The organism is Sphingopyxis sp. (genome assembly GCF_965279725.1).
Taxonomy (GTDB): Bacteria; Pseudomonadota; Alphaproteobacteria; order Sphingomonadales; family Sphingomonadaceae; genus Sphingopyxis.
This window is the reverse complement of sequence record NZ_CBDIIL010000003.1, coordinates 30,050-45,843: the sequence shown is the minus strand read 5'-3', so window position 1 is coordinate 45,843 and position 15,794 is coordinate 30,050. Positions and strand designations below refer to the sequence as shown.

Here is a 15,794-nt window from a genome sequence, read left to right as displayed (position 1 = left end):
ATTCGCGAGGGAGGCGAGTGTTGGAGCAGGCGGGGGTGCGACCCGAAGAGCTCGGCGCAAACCGGTCCCCGCCTGCGACTGAACCGTTGGTTCAGCCAGCGTCCCCCGCCGGTTTGCGATAGGGGACGAATTCACCAAAAACACAGGTCGGCCCGCGAATGCCGCTCGACCGATCGACCAGATGAAAGAAATCGCCACTGCAGGTCGACGATCCGAACTGGCGCACGACCATGATGTCGCTGTCGCGGGCAAGGCCGGGGCAGGTGTTTTTCAGGTCGTTGCGGTACACCAGATTGCTGCCCGACCGGTACAGCAGGATGCTGTCCGACACACGGATCGTGTCATTGCCGCGATAGCTGGGAAGGCAGCGGACCGGTGCGCCGGGAATCTTGCCCGCTAGCTGCTTGTCGAGCCGCTCGGCTTGTTTGGGGGTCAGCGCCGCGGCGCCGGGCTCGGCGGTGCCAGCAGGGGCGCAGCTGGCGGCCAGCGGCGCGACAGCGGTCAACAGTGCGGCCCCCATCAAGTTCAGCTTGGCCATGACATTGCTCCTTGAGATCGGTTCTTATGGCCGATGCAAATCCATAGGCGCTGACGCGGCGGCATCAGGCGGCGTCCTTCAGCGCGCGGATACGGCCCAGCTCGGCCGCGCTGGGCGCGCGCAAAAAGGGGTTGGTCGCGCGTTCTTCGCCGATGCTGGTCGGCACCGTCGCTTGGCCGGCAGCGCGTGCTGCCTCGACCGCAGTAAGCCGCGCCGCAAGTGCAGCGTTGCCCGGATCGACCGTCACCGCAAAACGCGCGTTCGACAGCGTATATTCGTGCGCGCAATACACCCGCGTGGCATCGTCGAGCGTCCCGAGTTTCTGCATATTGGTGAACATCTGCTCGGCGGTCCCCTCGAACAGGCGGCCGCAACCCATCGCGAACATCGTGTCGCCAACAAAGATCGCGGCGTCGTCGGCGAAATGATAGGCGATATGGCCCGCGGTGTGGGCGGGAACATCCCACACGCTGGCGACATGATCGCCCAGACACACGGCATCGCCGCCCTGCACCTGGACATCGAGCGTCGGTATGCGGGCATATTCGGCCGCCGGACCGGTAATCGTACAGCCCGTCGCGTCCTTGATCGCCGCATTGCCGCCCGTGTGGTCGGGGTGCCAATGGGTGTTCCAGATATCGGTGATTGTCCAGCCACGCCCTGCGGCGGCGGCCAGCACCGGATCTGCAACCGCGGGGTCGACGACCATCGTTGCACCGCTGTCGGGATCGTGCACCAGCCAGACATAATTGTCGCTGAGGACGGGGATACGGACGATTTCAAGTGCAGCCACGTTGATCTCCTTTCACTCCGGCCTCTTGCTAATCTAGACGGAACACCGGGACTTCAGCCTTGGTTGCGCCACGATTACCATTCGCCGGTGTTGGGCATCGACGCCCAGGGTTCCTGCGGCGGCAAATTGCCATCCTGCAGCAGCTCGACCGAAATGCCGTCGGGCGAGCGCACGAACGCCATATGCCCATCGCGCGGCGGGCGGTTGATCGTCACCCCGCCGTCCATCAGCCGCTGGCATGTCTCGTAAATATTATCGACCCGGTAAGCGAGGTGGCCGAAATTGCGGCCGCCGCCATAGCTTTCGGCGGCGCTGCCGTCGGCGGGCGGCCAGTTATAGGTCAGCTCGACCTCGGCAACCCCGGCCTGTCCGGGACAGGCGAGGAAGATCAGCGTGAAGCGGCCTTGTTCGCTGTCGAAACGGCGGGTTTCTTCCAGCCCGATCAGGTTGAAGAAAGCGACGGTCGCGTCGGGGTCGGTGACGCGGATCATGGTGTGGAGATATTTTGTCATGCCCCTGTCTAGTCGCGAAGGCTGCGTCCTTCAAACGCTTCGAACAAGTTTACGAATTCATCAGGTACCGGGGTGGGCGCGCCCTGCGATTCGGCAACATGGACGCTGACTTCCACCCCCGTCGCGCGCAGGTCGTCTTTGCCCGCGCCATGCAGTTCGAACAGGAAGGTCATCGAGCTGCGCCCAACGCGCGAGCAGCGCACGCAGATATCGACCTCCTCGTCGAGCAGGATCGGCACCTTGTAATCGACTTCGGCGCGCGCGACGTGGAATTCGGGGCTGGTGTGGCCCGGCCAGCGATCATAAACGCCCGCAGCGCGCCAATATTCAGTGATCCCGATATCAAAATATTCCAGATAACGGCTGTTGAACACCACCGCCTGCGCATCAATTTCGGCATAACGGACACGCTTGATGACGTGAAAACGGAAGTCGCTGCGGGCCATGGTAATCCTTTAGTTTGACGTCGCGAGCCGCGCGACGGTGTCGACGAGCAGCGCAATGTCGCTATCACGCGACAGCCGGTGATCGCCGCCCTTGACCAGCGTCACCTGCACATCCGCGCTGGCGAGCGCGGCGGACAGGCGAAGGCTGATATCTGGCGGCACATCGCCATCCTCTTCGCCGTGGAGCAATCGCACAGGGCAAGAGATCGGGATAGGTCCGCCGAGCAACCGGTTCGCCTCGCCCGACTGGAAAAAGCCGCACGTCGTCACATAGGGCTGGTCACTGTACGGTGTCTCCTCGCGCAATTCGCCTTCGGCCAGAATGATCGCCTTTTCGGCGTCACTGAAACCCCAGTCGGTGAAATCGGGTGCCGCCGCGATGCCGACCAGCCCTGCGATCCTGCCCGGACCGTCGCGTCGAACCAGCGCCAGCGCGGTGAGCAGCATGAGCCAGCCGCCCATCGACGATCCGACGATGACCACCGGCCCCTCGGCCTTGGCATCGATCAGGTCGAGCACGTCGCCGCGCCAATCGAGTAGGGTCTGATCGGCGAACTGCCCGTCCGAAAGCCCGCAACCAGCGTAGTCGAGCAGCAGGCAGGCTTGCCCCTCGGCGGCCGCCCAGTCGAACAACGCAGTCGCCTTGCCGCCCGCCATGTCGGACATATAGCCGGGCAAAAAGACGATCGTCGGACCCGCGCCCGCGACATGGCGATAGGCCAGTCGCGGCCGGCCGGATCGGTCGAGATGGTAGGGGGCGGCGGTATCGCTCACGCGGTTCGCCCTCTATTTCCGTTCGTGTCGAGCGAAGTCGGGACACCCATCATTGTGGCGCAAGGCCGAGGGGCGTCTCGACTTCGCTCAATGCGAACGGGGATTTGGCCGTGCCGGTCGCGCGCACGGCGGTCAGATGACCCAATCGATCGTGTTCACCGGGATCGCGGTCTGCCCTTTGGCGGCGCGCTGTTCGACCATGATCTTGTTGAGCCGGCGGATCGTGTCGCTGCCGGTGGTGATGCACCAACCAGGGACGATGGCATGGACCAGCGCGCACAGCCCGCCCCAGATCATCGTCACCCCGAACTTCGACGCGACGCCGAAATGCTCGATGTAATTTTCATCGACGCTCTTGGGATGGTCGACGAACAGGCGCTTTAACATGAGGACGGCTCCTTTCCGGCTGCCGCCGCCCTAGCGGGGCGGGGGCGGGGGAGCAAGGTTGCCGGTCAGTCGCGCTGGAAAATCTCTTCGATCCGCATGCGGAACAGGTCAGCGATGCGAAAGGCGAGGGGAAGCGACGGGTCGTATTTTCCGGTCTCGATTGCGTTGACCGACTGGCGCGACACCTCGAGTCGATCGGCGAGATCCTGCTGGCTCCAGTCGCGCTCGGCGCGCAGGACTTTCAGGCGGTTCTTCATGTCCGGCCCGCGCGCTGTTCGGCCGACGTCATGATCATCTGGCCCAGTCCCAGGCCGATCGCCCAGACCGGCACCACCCACCAGGCGGGCACATGCGGGACGACGCCGAACGTTTCCAGAAAGCCCCACAACGTTCCGGCCAGAAGGACGAGTGCGAGGCCGATCAGGGCGGCGCTGGTCTGGCGATATCGCAGATATTCATCCTCTTCCTCGACGACATAACGGGCCAGCGTCCACACGAAGAAGATCATCGGCACCGACGGCAGGACGGCAATCCCCCACAGCAGGGCGCCTTGCGGGTCGAGATAGTTGCGTATCGTCATTGCCGTACCCAGGCACAGCACATAACCGATGGACCAGATCAGCATGCGGCGATTGTATTGCCGTGTCGCCGGCGACAGCGCTCCGGCTGCAGCTTGCCGATTGCTTGCCGCCTTCGTCATCGGAACCAGAAGCAGCGCTGCCGCCGCAACAAATGGTAACGAACGCCAGCCGCCCAAAAAGCCGCGATGCTCGCAATAGGCGATGGCGCACATCGCCGCCGTGAAAGCGATGGCCCATAAGGCCGGGTGGTGACCGGATAAGCCGGCTTCGATTTTCGCAGCCTTCTGGGACATGTCAAACCTCCTTATCTGATAGACAAGTAAGCTTTACATAACAATCGACATGGAGTCAAGTAATATTGACATAATGACAAGCTTGCTAGCAGAAAGCGACTGCCCTACTCCATCAACCGGCTCGGCCAGCCGATGCGAACCAATGTTTCGTCGGGGTCGGACAGCGCGAATTCGTACATGCCCCACGGCTTGTGCGTCGGCGCCTTTTCACGCTCGAGGATCGCGTCGCGCACGGGCTCGGCCAGCTCATCGACCCGTTCGCTGTAGAGATAGAGGCCGAACGGATTCTGGCCGGGCACCAGCCACCCTTCGGGCGCTTCATTGGTCAGATGAAGCTGCCACCCCTTGCCATCCTCCAGCAACCGATAGCTGCCATGGTCGGCGACGACCGACCGACCCAGCTTTTCATAAAAGGCGGTACTGGCGTCGAGGTTGGTACACGGCAGGATCGCGGCGATGCAGTGGGGTGGCGCTTCGGTCACAGCCGCAGCTTATGCATGGTACGCCGGTGACGCCAGCGCCAGTTGAGCAGGTGTGCCAATGCAAGCGTCAGCGCCCCCGCCGACGTCAGCCATCGGTCGGCCGCCTCCGGGTTCGCGACCGCGAGCCACTCCTCGTGCGCCGCCAAGCCCAGCGCCAGCAGACCCAGCCCGGTGCTTGCTAGCAGGCCCGGCGCTAACCGCCTGTGGCGGCGCCAACCGTCCTTCATCGCCATCAGCGCGGCAGGCAACGCCAGCAACAGGATCGCCGCATGCACCCCTTCGGACAGCGCGATCCCGCGGCTGAGCGCCGGCGCGCTCAGGATGAGCAGTGGCAGGGCCAGACAATGGACGAGGCAGGTCAGCGACAGGCCGATCCCCATCAGGTCGGCAAGGCGCGGACGCGCGGCGGGGAGGCACATGGGATTGCTTTCACGGCGGGAGGGCGTGTGAGGCCAGATAGTGATATATTGTATCATTGCAACCCATATTGTGAATCCGGCACTTGCCGCCCATCTTGCGCGCTGGCAAAGGGGCGCTGTTCTAACCCGCCAGAAAGGCCGATTTTTAGATGTCCCAGATGATCCGTGTCACGCTTCCCGATGGCTCTGCCCGAGAAGTCGCGCGCGGCACCACCCCGGCGCAGATTGCCGCCGACATCGGACCCGGGCTCGCCAAGGCCGCACTCGCCGCGAAAATCGACGGCGAACTGCGCGATATCATGCGCCCGCTGGAGGAAGACACCAACCTCGCGCTGGTGACCAGCCGCGACGAGGCCGATGCGCTTGAACTCGTCCGCCACGACTATGCGCATCTGCTGGCAGAGGCGGTCCAGAACCTGTTTCCGGGCACCCAGATCACCTTCGGCCCGTCGACCGGCGATGGCTTCTATTATGACTTCGCACCAGCCGCCGAGCGTGGTCCGTTCCGCGACGACGAACTGCCATTGATCGAGAAAGAGATGCGCAAGATCATCGCCGCCGACCTGCCGCTGACCCGCGAAGTGTGGGACCGCGACAAGCTCATCGCCAAATGGGCGGCCGAGGGCGAGAGCTTCAAGGCCGAATGGGCCGCCGAACTGCCGCAGGGCGAAGAGCTGACCGTTTACCGCAGCGGTGACGGCTGGATGGACATGTGCCGCGGGCCGCACTTGGCCTCGACGGGCAAGCTCGATCCGGCGGCGTTCAAGCTGACGCGCGTGTCGGGAGCCTATTGGCGCGGCGACCAGAAGAACGCGCAGCTCAGCCGCATCTATGGCACCGGCTGGCTCAACAAGAAGCAGCTTAATGAGCATCTCGTCCGGCTGGAGGAGGCTGCGAAGCGCGACCATCGTAAGATCGGCCGCGAGATGGACCTTTTCCACTTGCAGGAAGAGGCGCACGGGAGCGTCTTCTGGCACCCCAAGGGCTACCGCATCTATCGCGAGCTCGAGGCCTATATGCGCCGCGCCATCGACGGTTCGGGTTATCAGGAGGTCAAGACCCCGCAGGTGATGGACGCCAAACAGTGGGAACAGTCGGGCCACTGGGGCAAATATCGCGAGAATATGTTCGTCATCCCCGACGAGGTGCCGAACATCGAGAGCGAAGGTCCGCTGGTGTCCGACGACGCCGAGTGGATGGCGCTCAAGCCGATGAACTGCCCGGCGCACGTCCTGATCTTCCGCCAAGGCATGAAGAGCTATCGCGACCTGCCGCTGCGCATGGCCGAAATGGGCTGTTGTCATCGCAATGAACCGCATGGCGCGCTCCACGGCATTATGCGCGTGCGCCAGTTCACGCAGGACGACGGCCATATCTTCTGCCGCGAGGACCAGATCGTCGATGAAGTCCGCGATTTCTGTGCGCTGCTCGACCGCGTCTACAAGCAGCTCGGTTTCGAAAAATATGCGGTGAAGCTCGCGCTGCGCCCCGACATGCGCTTTGGCACCGAAGACATGTGGGACAAGGCCGAGGCGGAGCTTCGCGAAGCCGTCGAGCGCGCGGGTATGGCGACCGACGATTATGGCTGGGAAGAATTGCCGGGCGAGGGCGCTTTCTATGCGCCCAAGCTCGAATTCCACCTGACCGACGCGATAGGCCGGACGTGGCAGTGCGGGACGATCCAGTCCGACCGCGTGATGCCCGAACGCCTCGATGCGAGCTATATCGGCGAGGACGGCGAACGCCACCGCCCGGTGATGCTCCACCGCGCGATCCTCGGCACCTATGAACGCTTTATCGGCATTTTGATCGAGCATTTCGCCGGCCGCTTCCCGACTTGGCTCGCGCCGGTGCAGGCGGTGGTCGCGACGATCGTTTCGGACGCCGACGCTTATGCCAAGGACGCGGTGGCGCAGCTGACGGCGGCGGGCATCCGCGCCGAAAGTGACGTCCGCAACGAGAAGATCAACTACAAGGTCCGCGAGCACAGCCTCGCCAAAGTCCCCTACCTGCTGGTGGTCGGCAATCGCGAGGCCGAAGAAGGCACCGTGGCGATCCGCACGCTGGGGCAAGACGGCCAGCGCATCATGCCGCTCTCCGAAGCGATCGCGATGCTGAAGGGTGAGGCGACCCCGCCCGACCTGCGCAGTTGATCGCGACCGAGAAGCGTCGCCCGCGCCGGTGGTTGCGCTGGCTCCTGTTGCTGGTGCTGCTCGGCGTGGCGGTGCTCGCCAAGGGCTATTGGAATTCGACGCGCGATCCGATCATCCGAACCGCGATCGTAGAGGTCGCCGATTGGCCTTCGGGTCAGCTGCCGCTCAAGCTGCTGTTGCTGTCCGACATCCACGTTGCCGGTCCCGATATGCCGCCCGAGCGACTGGCGCGGATCGTCAGCGAGCTCAACCGGCTGAAACCCGATCTCGTTCTGATCGCCGGCGACCTGGTCAGCGAAAAACGCACCGCGACGCATATCTATACCGCCGCCGAGGTTGTCGCGCCGCTCGGCAAACTGAAGGCGCCGCTGGGCGTGGTGGTCGCACCCGGCAATCACGACCATTGGTTCAAACCCGACGCGCTACGCGGTGAACTGGAAAAACGCGGACTTCGCGTGCTCCAGAACGAGGCGGTAAAGCTTGGCCCGCTAGTGGTCGGCGGCGTCGATGACGATTATTCGGGGCATGACGATGTTCCGGCGACGCTGGCGGCGATGGACCGGCTTGGTCCGGGCGTGCCGCTGATCCTGACCCACAGCCCCGACATCGTGCCAGCCGTGAAGCGACCGATGGCGGCTATCTTCGCCGGCCACACGCATTGCGGCCAGATCCGTTTCCCGTTCATTGGCGCGCTGACCTATGTCTCGCGCTACGGCGACCGCTTTGCGTGCGGCGACATGACCGACGACGGCCAAAGGGTCTTTGTCGGAGCGGGGTTGGGGACCAGCTTGCTGCCGCTGCGCTATAATACGCCGCCCGATGCGTGGCTGATCACGCTCGGCCCGAAAACCAGGTGACGGACCTGCAAAGCCTGGTTGGGGTTGCGCCGCTGACTTTCGCCGGGGCTGCCGCCATGACTTTTGCCGCCGCCTATGTCCGCGGTCTGACGGGCTTTGGCATGGCGATCATTCTTGTGCCGCTGCTCGGTCTGATCGTCACCCCCGGCGAGGCGGTGGTACTCGGCATCCTGCTGCAACTGCTGATCGGGCCGGTGGGGCTCAAGGTGATCCTCGCCGATGCCGACCGGTCGAGCGCTGTGCCGATCGGACTGATCGCGATGGCGACGACCCCCATCGGCATGGCCGCACTGCATGCGACAACGCCTGACGTCGCGCGCCTGCTGATCACGCTGATCGCCGTCGGCGCCTTTGTCGCGATCCTGCTGCCCAAACAGCCCGAGGGGCATCGCCCCGGACGGCTCGCGATCGGCGGCACGGGGATCGCGTCGGGCATATTGACAGGCTTTGCCGCGATGCCGGGGCCGCCGGTCGTCCCCTTTTACCTGCGCCGCTCGCTACCGCCGAAGGTTGCACGGGCGTCGATGATGCTGATCTTTTTCGCGACCGCGATCGCGGGGACGCTTGCGGCGCTGTGGGTCGGCATCGCCACCTGGCGGCTGCTCATCCTCGCGCTGCTCCTCTTTGCGCCGATGTGGGTCGGCAATCATGTCGGCGGGCGCCACTTCGGCACCGTCGCGCCCCATGTGTGGCAGGCGATGGTTGCCGTTGTGCTCGGCCTCGCCGCCGTGTCAGCGGTGATCCGTATCCTGACCTAAAGGCTGCGCAGCGCCTGCGCCGGTTTTGCTGACAACAACGGCCAACTTCCCGCGATGCCGATCAGGAACGACAATCCCGCCCCGCCGATCAACGTCGCGCCGACGATGAACGGGTCGGGCGCAAAGGTAAAATCGAACAGGCTGACCACGACATAGCGCGCCGCGAGCAGCCCGAGCCCCAGCGCCAGAGTCGCAAGGATCGACGCCAGCACGGCATATTCCATCGCCTGCGCGCCCAATATCTGCCCTCGCGTCGCACCCAGCAGTTTCAGGATCACGCTGTCGTAAACACGCCGCTCGCGGCTCGCCGCGATTGCACCGATCAATACAGCGATCCCGGCGAGGATCGCGATGCTCGCCGCCGCAGCGATCGCCTGGCTCATCTGGGTCAGTAACGTTGTCACTTGCGACACGACATCGCGCACCGCGATCAGCGACGCCGAGGGGAAAGCGCGCGGAATGCTGCGCGCCAGTTCGACTTCGGCCTTGGGATCGACCGCTACGGTCGCGACCATATTATGCGGCGCCGCGTCGAAAGTGCCGGGTGAAAAGACGAGCACATAGTTGAGCCCGAAATTGTCCCACTGCACCGTGCGCGTCGACGCAACCTTCGCCTGTACCTCGACCCCCAGCACATTGACGCTCAGCGTGTCGCCGATCTTCAGACCCAGCGACGCCGCGACCTCTTCCTCGACGCTGACCAGCGGCGGTCCCTTGTAATCGGCGGCCCACCATTGGCCCGACACCAGCTCGCTGCCGTTCGGCAGGCTGGGGCTGTAAGTCAGCCCGCGGTCGCCGCGCAAGACCCACGCGCCTTCGGGCAATTCGGCGAGTTCATCGACGCGCTGGCCGCGAAATTCGGTGACGCTGCCGCGTAGCGCCGGGATCATGTTGATTTGCGCATCGGGCGCCGCTTTGGTGACCAGCGATCGGAACTGCGCAGCGCCATCGCGCGGTACGTCGAGCACGAAAAAGCTCGGCGCGCGTCGCGGCACCGTGCGCGCGATCTCGGCGGTGATGCTGGTCTGAATCGCCGCGAGAGTAACGAACAAGGTCAACCCCAGCCCGAGCGCGACCACCAGCGCGCCCGTCGCCGCACCGGGACGGTGCAGGTTCGCGAGCGCGAGGCGGAACAAGGGGCGGCGAGGGCGGGGAAGGCGGCTAGCGGTCCGACGCACCAGCCAGCCCAGGCCGACCAGGATGAGCAGCAGGCCGATCGCTGCGCCGATAAAGCTGAGCGCAAACAGCGGTTCGCGCGCGGTGCCGACCGCTAGGCCGACGATTACGAAAAATGCGGCGGCAACGGCCAGCAGCGCCGGCCGGTCGATCCGCGCCGCGCGATCGACCGTGGCGCGATACAGCCCCGCCGCCGGAATATGCTTTGTCGCCGCGAGCGGCGGCAGCGCAAAGGCGATCGCGATCAGCAACCCATAGGCCGCGCTGACGATCAACGGCAGCGGATAAAGCGCGAACCCTGGCCGCACCGGCAGCACGTCACCCGCAATCGCCCCGATCGCGACGGGTGCGACCGCGCCGACGATCAGCCCTGCGAGAATCGACACCGCCGCGACCGCCAAAATCTGCAGACCATAGATGCGCAGCACTGTGGCGCTGTCGGCGCCCAGCACCTTCAATGTCGCCAGCCCCGGGCGCTTGCCCGCAAGATAGCTCGCAACGCCATTGCCGACGCCGATCCCGGCGATCACCAGTGCCGCCAGCCCGACCAGCGACAGAAACTGCCCCATACGCTCGATAAACCGCCGCGTTCCCGGCGCGCCGTTGCTGCGGTCGGTGATCTCCCATCCCGCCTCGGGGAATTGTGCGGTCAGCGCCTTGCCGACTGCCTCGGGATTGGCGCTACCCGGCAAACGGAGGCGATATTTGCTCTCGTAGAGGCTGCCCGGCTGGATCAGCTGGGTCGCGGGCAGATCGGCCAGCCCGATGATCGCAACGGGGCCGAGCGTGAAGCCTTCGCCCAGCCGGTCGGGTTCCTCGGCGATGATGCCGTCGATCTTGAACATCTTGTCGCCGAACTTCACGTCGCCGCCGACTTTCAGGTCGAGCCTCGAGCCGAGATCTTTGCCGATCCAGATGCTTCCCGACGGTGGTGGCCCCTTGCGGATACCGCTTTCGAGCCGCAGCGCACCATAAAGCGGATAGGCGCCGTCGATCGCTTTCAGTTCGGACAGCAAGGCATCGCCGCCCGGCGCATTCGCCATCGCGCGCATCCGGACCGTTGCCGATGGCGCGCCGAGACGTCCGAATGCCGCCATCTCCTCCGCCGTCGCCTCACGCTGCGGCAGGCCGAATTCCACATCACCGCCCAGGATCGTCTGCCCGCGCGCTTCGAGTTCGGAGGTGATGCCGCTCGTCAGACTGCCGATCGCCGCCAGCGTTGCGACGCCGAGGAACAGGCAAACCGCAAGCAGGCGCAGTCCGCGGATCCGTGTCGCGAGATCGCGGCGCGCAATCCGCCAGATGGTGGCGAGCGGGAGCACCTAGGCCTCCCGCTCTTCGATTTTTCCATCGTGCATCACCACAACCCGGTCGCAATGCTGCGCGAGTTCGGGGTCGTGGGTAATGATGAGCAGCGTAGCGCCCAGCGCGGCGCGCCGGGCGAAGATCAGTTCGATAATCGCCTGTCCCGTCGCGGTGTCGAGATTGCCCGTCGGTTCGTCGGCAAAGATGATCGCGGGCGAGCTCGCCATCGCGCGCGCAATCGCGACACGCTGTTGCTCGCCGCCCGACAACTGCGCCGGATAATGGGTCAGCCGATGTCCCAGCCCAACGGCCTCCAACTCGGCGGCGGCGCGCCCGAACGGATCGGCGATCCCCGCGAGTTCGAGCGGCACCGCGACATTTTCCAGCGCGGTCATTGTCGGCAACAGGTGGAACGCCTGCAACACGATGCCGATGCGGCCGCGCCGCGCACGCGCCAGATCATCCTCATCCATGGTCGTGAAATCGAGTCCCGCAACGCGGATGCTGCCGCCATTGGCGCGTTCGAGCCCTGCCAGCACCGCCATCAACGAGCTTTTCCCCGATCCCGACGGGCCGAGCAGCGCGACCGAGGCGCCTGCGGGCACCTCCAGATCGACGCCGCGCAATATTTCGACGGGGGCCTTGTCGCTTCCGAGCGTCAGCGTCACATTATGGGCGGCGATCGCCATGCTTGGCGATTGTCGTTGGGCGTCGGGCAAGGAGAGAACCCTTTGGAAAAACGAACGGCCGGATGGCGCTCTTACGCTTTATATGGTTGCGCCATCGCGCTTTGCCAACCGCTCGCCGCGTGCGGATCGGCGGAAACCCCGTCGGCTTCGACCAATGACAAGGTTGCGGCGAAAGCCGCGCCTGCAATTCCCGCTGACGCTCCGCTGGTGATCGCGTTCGGCGACAGCCTTTATGCGGGATATCAGCTCGGTCCGAAGGAAGGGCTGTCGCCGCAATTGCAAGCCGCGCTGGCGGGCGACGGCGTCGTCGCGCGCGTCCAGAACGCCGGTGTGTCGGGCGACACAACCGCCGCCGGGCGTCAGCGGCTTACCTATGTTCTCGACAATGCGAAGGTGAAGCCTGCGCTCGTCGTGCTCGGGCTGGGCGGCAACGACATGCTGCGTGGCATCGGTCCCGACCAGACGCGCGCCAATCTCGACGCGATGCTTGCCGAACTAAAAAAGCGCGAGATCCCCGTACTGCTCACCGGCATGATGGCCGCGCCTAATCTCGGCAGCGATTATGCGAAAAAATTCAACCCGATCTATCCCGAACTCGCGAGCAAATATGAAGCGAGTTTCTACCCCTTCATCCTCGACAATGTCGTCACCGACAAGGCGCTGATGCTCGGTGACAATATGCATCCCAATGCCAAGGGCGTCGCTGTGGTTGCCGAAGGGTTGGCTCCGCTGGTCGAACAGGCGTTACCCAATGCCGACTAGCCGGTCCGCGGTCCGAACAATATGATCGCTGCGCCGCCGAGACACACGGCGGCGCCGATCAGGTCCCAGCGGTCGGGCTTCGCACCCTCGACGGCCCACAGCCAAAGCAACGCCGCGATGATATAAACCCCGCCATAAGCAGCATAAGTGCGTCCCGCATGCTCGGAATCGACCAGCGTCAGAAGATATGCGAACAGCGCCAGCGATGCGATGCCGGGTGCGATCCACCAGACCGACTTGTCCAGCCGCAGCCATGCCCAGAAAGCGAAGCAGCCCGCGATCTCGGCCAGCGCCGCGCCAATATAAGCCAAGCCTGTCATCCACTCACCGTGGCCCGATTACGGGCAAATGAAAAGGGGCGACCAATCGGCCGCCCCTTCTTGTTTCATCGCTGTTCCTAAAGGATCAGAAAGCGAAGCCGACGCCTGCGACGAAGGTGTCGAAGTCGCCGAAGTTGTTGATGAACTGGTGGCGATATTCGGCCTTGGCATAAAGGTTCTGGCCCAGCTTGTGCTGGTAACCAACGCCCGCATAGGGATCGTCGATGTCGCTGAAGGTGTAACCACCGGTGACATAGGCCTTGCCGTTCGCGCCGACCTTGGCGCCGACGCGCCCACCGGCCGAGAACTGAACGTCTGCGCCGTCGACCAGAACCTTGTCGCCGGCGACTTCGGCGCCGACGAACGTGGTGCTGCCCAGGTCGAAGTCATAACCAGCGGCAAGGCCGAGGGTGCCTTCGTCAATGCCGTTACCGGTGATCAGGCCGCCGCGAACTTCCACATGGCCTTCGCCGCCGGGAGCCGCCATGGCGGGGGTTGCAACGATGGCCGTCAGGAGAGCGGCTGCAACTGCGAATTTTTTCATTATTTCTTCCTTCTGCGTTTTATGGCCGCGCCCTTTGGGTCGTGGTCCACGCCCTAAATGGCGTTCGCAGCTGTCGCTTCAATGAACGGAAGTGTCGCAATATGACAATTTTCTTACCTGTGTTATTTTTACCACACGGTACAGAATATATATGTGAGCTCAAAGCGTCGAATATGACGCTGAACCGCCGATATGCGGCAGAGCGATTGCGATCGTGAAACGCCAGACGGGGTGCAATTTAGCCCAGAGCGGCCTGCTTCTCGTCCGCAATGCGATCGAGTTCAGCGCGGGTTGGCTTGGTCGCTGCGCTCTTCAGCTGACCACATGCCGCCATGATGTCGCGTCCGCGCGGGGTGCGGACGGGCGCGGAAATGCCGCTCTTGAAAATGAGGTTGCTGAACGCGCGCACCCGTTCGGGCGACGAGCATTCGTACATCGCGCCAGGCCAGGGGTTGAAGGGGATCAGATTCACCTTCGCGTGCAGGCCATATTGCTTGATCAACCGGACGAGCTCGCGGGCATCCTCGTCGCTGTCGTTCTTGTCTTTCAGCATCACATATTCGAACGTAATCCGCCGCGAATTGCCGGCGCCCGGATAATCGGCGCACGCCTGCAGCAATTCCTCGATGCCATATTTGCGGTTGAGCGGCACGATTTCGTCGCGGATTTCCTTGGACACCGCGTGGAGCGACACCGCGAGGTTGACACCGATCTCCTCGCCGGCGCGGGCCATCATCGGCACCACGCCGCTGGTCGACAGGGTGATGCGGCGCCGCGACAGCGCGAGCCCGTCGCCGTCCATGACGATTTTGAGCGCGCCCTTGACCTCGTCGAAATTATACAGCGGTTCGCCCATGCCCATCAACACGATGTTGGTCAGGATGCGGCCGTCGGCGGTATAATGGCCGCCTTCCTCGTCATCGTCGTCCTCGGGGTCGGGGCCAAAGCCCGCCATCGTGCCCTTGGGCCATTCGCCCAGTTCGTCGCGCGCCAGCATCACCTGCCCGACGATCTCGCCCGCCGCGAGGTTGCGGACCAGACGCATCGTACCGGTGTGGCAGAAACGGCAATTGAGCGTGCAGCCGACCTGGCTCGATACGCATAATGTTCCCCGATCGGCGTCGGGGATGAAAACCATCTCATATTCCTGGCCATCGGCGGCGGCGAGCAGCCATTTGCGCGTGCCGTCGCTCGACACCTGCGCCTGTCGCACCGTCGGGCGACCGATGATGAAACGGTCGGTCAGCCATGGGCGCATGGACTTTGCGATATCGGTCATCGCTTCGAAATCGGTGACCCCGCGGTGATAGATCCAGTGCCAGATCTGCTTGGCGCGCAGCTTGGCGCCTTTGGCATCGAGTCCAGCCTCGACCAACACGCCGCCGATCGTATCGCGGGTCAGCCCGACCAAGTCGATACGGTTGCCGCCGCGCAGCGGAACGGTGCCCGTCGTGACGGGGTCGATATGGCCGGGAATCTGCATGATGGCCGGCGATATAGGGGGGAAGGGGGAAAAGCGCAATCGCCGGCGCCGTCCCTAAGCCGCGGCGCGGATGTCGTTGGTCAGTGGTCCCGACTGCTTCCGATCGCGTCCTCGAAATCCTCCGCGGACCCGACCTGTTCCTTGGGCGGAATGCCGGCGGCCTGCGGAAAGATCGAGTCGATCCGCTGTCGCATCATATCATCGAAGGTGGCATGGTTCGAAATGCGCGAACTGCTGCTGACGGCCAGTTCGGTCAGGATGGCGGTCTTGATCCGATCAAGCCCCTCGGCGCTCAAGATGCCTGCGTTGAGCAGTTCCTCGCACAGCTGAATCAAGCCGACCGTCGTTGCATGGGCGCGCAGCCCGATGAAATCCAGCGCGTGGTGCCGCTCGCGCGCAGCGGCATCACATCTTAGGCCGGCAGTAATCCGCGACATATCATTCTCCCAATCCCCGGTTCGGCTGGCCTCTTCGAGCCTTTGCCGCTAACCGCTGATAATCATCATGCGCAATGGGCGGCCG

20 protein-coding genes are annotated in these 15,794 nt (G+C 64.1%); 4 read left to right on the top strand and 16 right to left on the bottom strand.

All coding sequences use genetic code 11. The features are described 5' to 3' along the window. Positions 1–91: 91 nt before the first annotated feature. The 10 genes from ACQY6T_RS09055 to ACQY6T_RS09010 form a co-directional block, all read right to left on the bottom strand. Positions 92–538 (bottom strand): hypothetical protein, encoded by a 447-nt coding sequence (locus tag ACQY6T_RS09055; RefSeq protein ID WP_428630455.1) that lies wholly within the window; start codon positions 536–538, stop codon positions 92–94. A 64-nt stretch (positions 539–602) separates the two neighbouring features. Continuing rightward, positions 603–1,331 carry a hydroxyacylglutathione hydrolase gene (gene gloB, locus ACQY6T_RS09050; protein ID WP_428630454.1) on the bottom strand — a complete coding sequence of 243 codons (729 nt, stop codon included), beginning with the start codon at positions 1,329–1,331 and terminating at the stop codon, positions 603–605. 74 nt (positions 1,332–1,405) lie between these two features. Next, a complete protein-coding gene (locus ACQY6T_RS09045; RefSeq protein ID WP_428630453.1) occupies positions 1,406–1,843 on the bottom strand; it encodes a VOC family protein in 438 nt (145 codons plus the stop codon). 8 nt (positions 1,844–1,851) lie between these two features. Further along, positions 1,852–2,289 (bottom strand): acyl-CoA thioesterase, encoded by a 438-nt coding sequence (locus ACQY6T_RS09040; protein WP_428630452.1) that lies wholly within the window; start codon positions 2,287–2,289, stop codon positions 1,852–1,854. A gap of 9 nt (positions 2,290–2,298) precedes the next feature. Continuing rightward, complete coding sequence (locus ACQY6T_RS09035) at positions 2,299–3,063, bottom strand: alpha/beta fold hydrolase (RefSeq protein WP_428630451.1); 765 nt, start codon at positions 3,061–3,063, stop codon at positions 2,299–2,301. 132 nt (positions 3,064–3,195) lie between these two features. Beyond that, a complete protein-coding gene (locus ACQY6T_RS09030; protein ID WP_428630450.1) occupies positions 3,196–3,450 on the bottom strand; it encodes a DUF6356 family protein in 255 nt (84 codons plus the stop codon). Between the two features lie 65 nt (positions 3,451–3,515). Further along, on the bottom strand, positions 3,516–3,707 hold the full coding sequence (locus ACQY6T_RS09025; protein WP_428630449.1) for a helix-turn-helix transcriptional regulator: 192 nt from the start codon (positions 3,705–3,707) through the stop codon (positions 3,516–3,518). Continuing rightward, positions 3,704–4,324, bottom strand: coding sequence for a hypothetical protein (locus ACQY6T_RS09020; protein WP_428630448.1), 621 nt, complete (start codon positions 4,322–4,324; stop codon positions 3,704–3,706). Before ACQY6T_RS09020 ends, ACQY6T_RS09025 begins: the two co-directional genes overlap by 4 nt. A 104-nt stretch (positions 4,325–4,428) precedes the next feature. Beyond that, a complete protein-coding gene (locus tag ACQY6T_RS09015) occupies positions 4,429–4,806 on the bottom strand; it encodes a VOC family protein (RefSeq protein WP_428630447.1) in 378 nt (125 codons plus the stop codon). Continuing rightward, positions 4,803–5,225 carry a MerC domain-containing protein gene (locus ACQY6T_RS09010; protein ID WP_428630446.1) on the bottom strand — a complete coding sequence of 141 codons (423 nt, stop codon included), beginning with the start codon at positions 5,223–5,225 and terminating at the stop codon, positions 4,803–4,805. The genes ACQY6T_RS09015 and ACQY6T_RS09010 overlap by 4 nt, the downstream gene beginning before the upstream one ends. A gap of 149 nt (positions 5,226–5,374) precedes the next feature. Here ACQY6T_RS09010 and thrS point away from each other — a divergent pair, with 149 nt between their 5' ends. The 3 genes from thrS to ACQY6T_RS08995 are packed head-to-tail and all read left to right on the top strand — an operon-like array spanning position 5,375 to position 8,993. Then, on the top strand, positions 5,375–7,378 hold the full coding sequence (gene thrS, locus ACQY6T_RS09005) for a threonine--tRNA ligase (protein WP_428630445.1): 2,004 nt from the start codon (positions 5,375–5,377) through the stop codon (positions 7,376–7,378). A gap of 32 nt (positions 7,379–7,410) precedes the next feature. Then, positions 7,411–8,235 carry a metallophosphoesterase gene (locus ACQY6T_RS09000; RefSeq protein ID WP_428630444.1) on the top strand — a complete coding sequence of 275 codons (825 nt, stop codon included), beginning with the start codon at positions 7,411–7,413 and terminating at the stop codon, positions 8,233–8,235. Further along, complete coding sequence (locus tag ACQY6T_RS08995; protein ID WP_428630443.1) at positions 8,202–8,993, top strand: sulfite exporter TauE/SafE family protein; 792 nt, start codon at positions 8,202–8,204, stop codon at positions 8,991–8,993. The genes ACQY6T_RS09000 and ACQY6T_RS08995 overlap by 34 nt, the downstream gene beginning before the upstream one ends. Here ACQY6T_RS08995 and ACQY6T_RS08990 read toward each other — a convergent pair. Together ACQY6T_RS08990 and ACQY6T_RS08985 are read right to left on the bottom strand one after the other, a co-directional pair. Then, positions 8,990–11,491, bottom strand: a complete 2,502-nt coding sequence (locus ACQY6T_RS08990) for an ABC transporter permease (RefSeq protein ID WP_428630442.1) — start codon at positions 11,489–11,491, stop codon at positions 8,990–8,992. The two genes, ACQY6T_RS08995 and ACQY6T_RS08990, sit on opposite strands and share 4 nt — an antisense overlap. After that, positions 11,492–12,163, bottom strand: coding sequence for an ABC transporter ATP-binding protein (locus tag ACQY6T_RS08985; RefSeq protein WP_428630441.1), 672 nt, complete (start codon positions 12,161–12,163; stop codon positions 11,492–11,494). Positions 12,164–12,205: 42 nt separating this feature from the next. Here ACQY6T_RS08985 and ACQY6T_RS08980 point away from each other — a divergent pair, with 42 nt between their 5' ends. Further along, positions 12,206–12,925, top strand: a complete 720-nt coding sequence (locus ACQY6T_RS08980) for an arylesterase (protein WP_428630440.1) — start codon at positions 12,206–12,208, stop codon at positions 12,923–12,925. On the opposite strand, the gene ACQY6T_RS08975 is transcribed toward ACQY6T_RS08980, so the two are convergent. From ACQY6T_RS08975 to ACQY6T_RS08960, 4 genes are all read right to left on the bottom strand, one after another. After that, positions 12,922–13,245 carry a YnfA family protein gene (locus ACQY6T_RS08975; RefSeq protein ID WP_428630439.1) on the bottom strand — a complete coding sequence of 108 codons (324 nt, stop codon included), beginning with the start codon at positions 13,243–13,245 and terminating at the stop codon, positions 12,922–12,924. The two genes, ACQY6T_RS08980 and ACQY6T_RS08975, sit on opposite strands and share 4 nt — an antisense overlap. An 85-nt stretch (positions 13,246–13,330) precedes the next feature. Then, the gene (locus ACQY6T_RS08970; RefSeq protein WP_428630438.1) at positions 13,331–13,789 is read right to left on the bottom strand and encodes an outer membrane protein; all 459 of its coding nucleotides are present in this window, start codon (positions 13,787–13,789) and stop codon (positions 13,331–13,333) included. Between the two features lie 238 nt (positions 13,790–14,027). Continuing rightward, positions 14,028–15,272 (bottom strand): 23S rRNA (adenine(2503)-C(2))-methyltransferase RlmN, encoded by a 1,245-nt coding sequence (gene rlmN, locus ACQY6T_RS08965; protein ID WP_428630437.1) that lies wholly within the window; start codon positions 15,270–15,272, stop codon positions 14,028–14,030. 80 nt (positions 15,273–15,352) lie between these two features. Next, positions 15,353–15,709, bottom strand: a complete 357-nt coding sequence (locus tag ACQY6T_RS08960; protein WP_428630436.1) for a hypothetical protein — start codon at positions 15,707–15,709, stop codon at positions 15,353–15,355. Positions 15,710–15,794 lie beyond the last annotated feature (85 nt).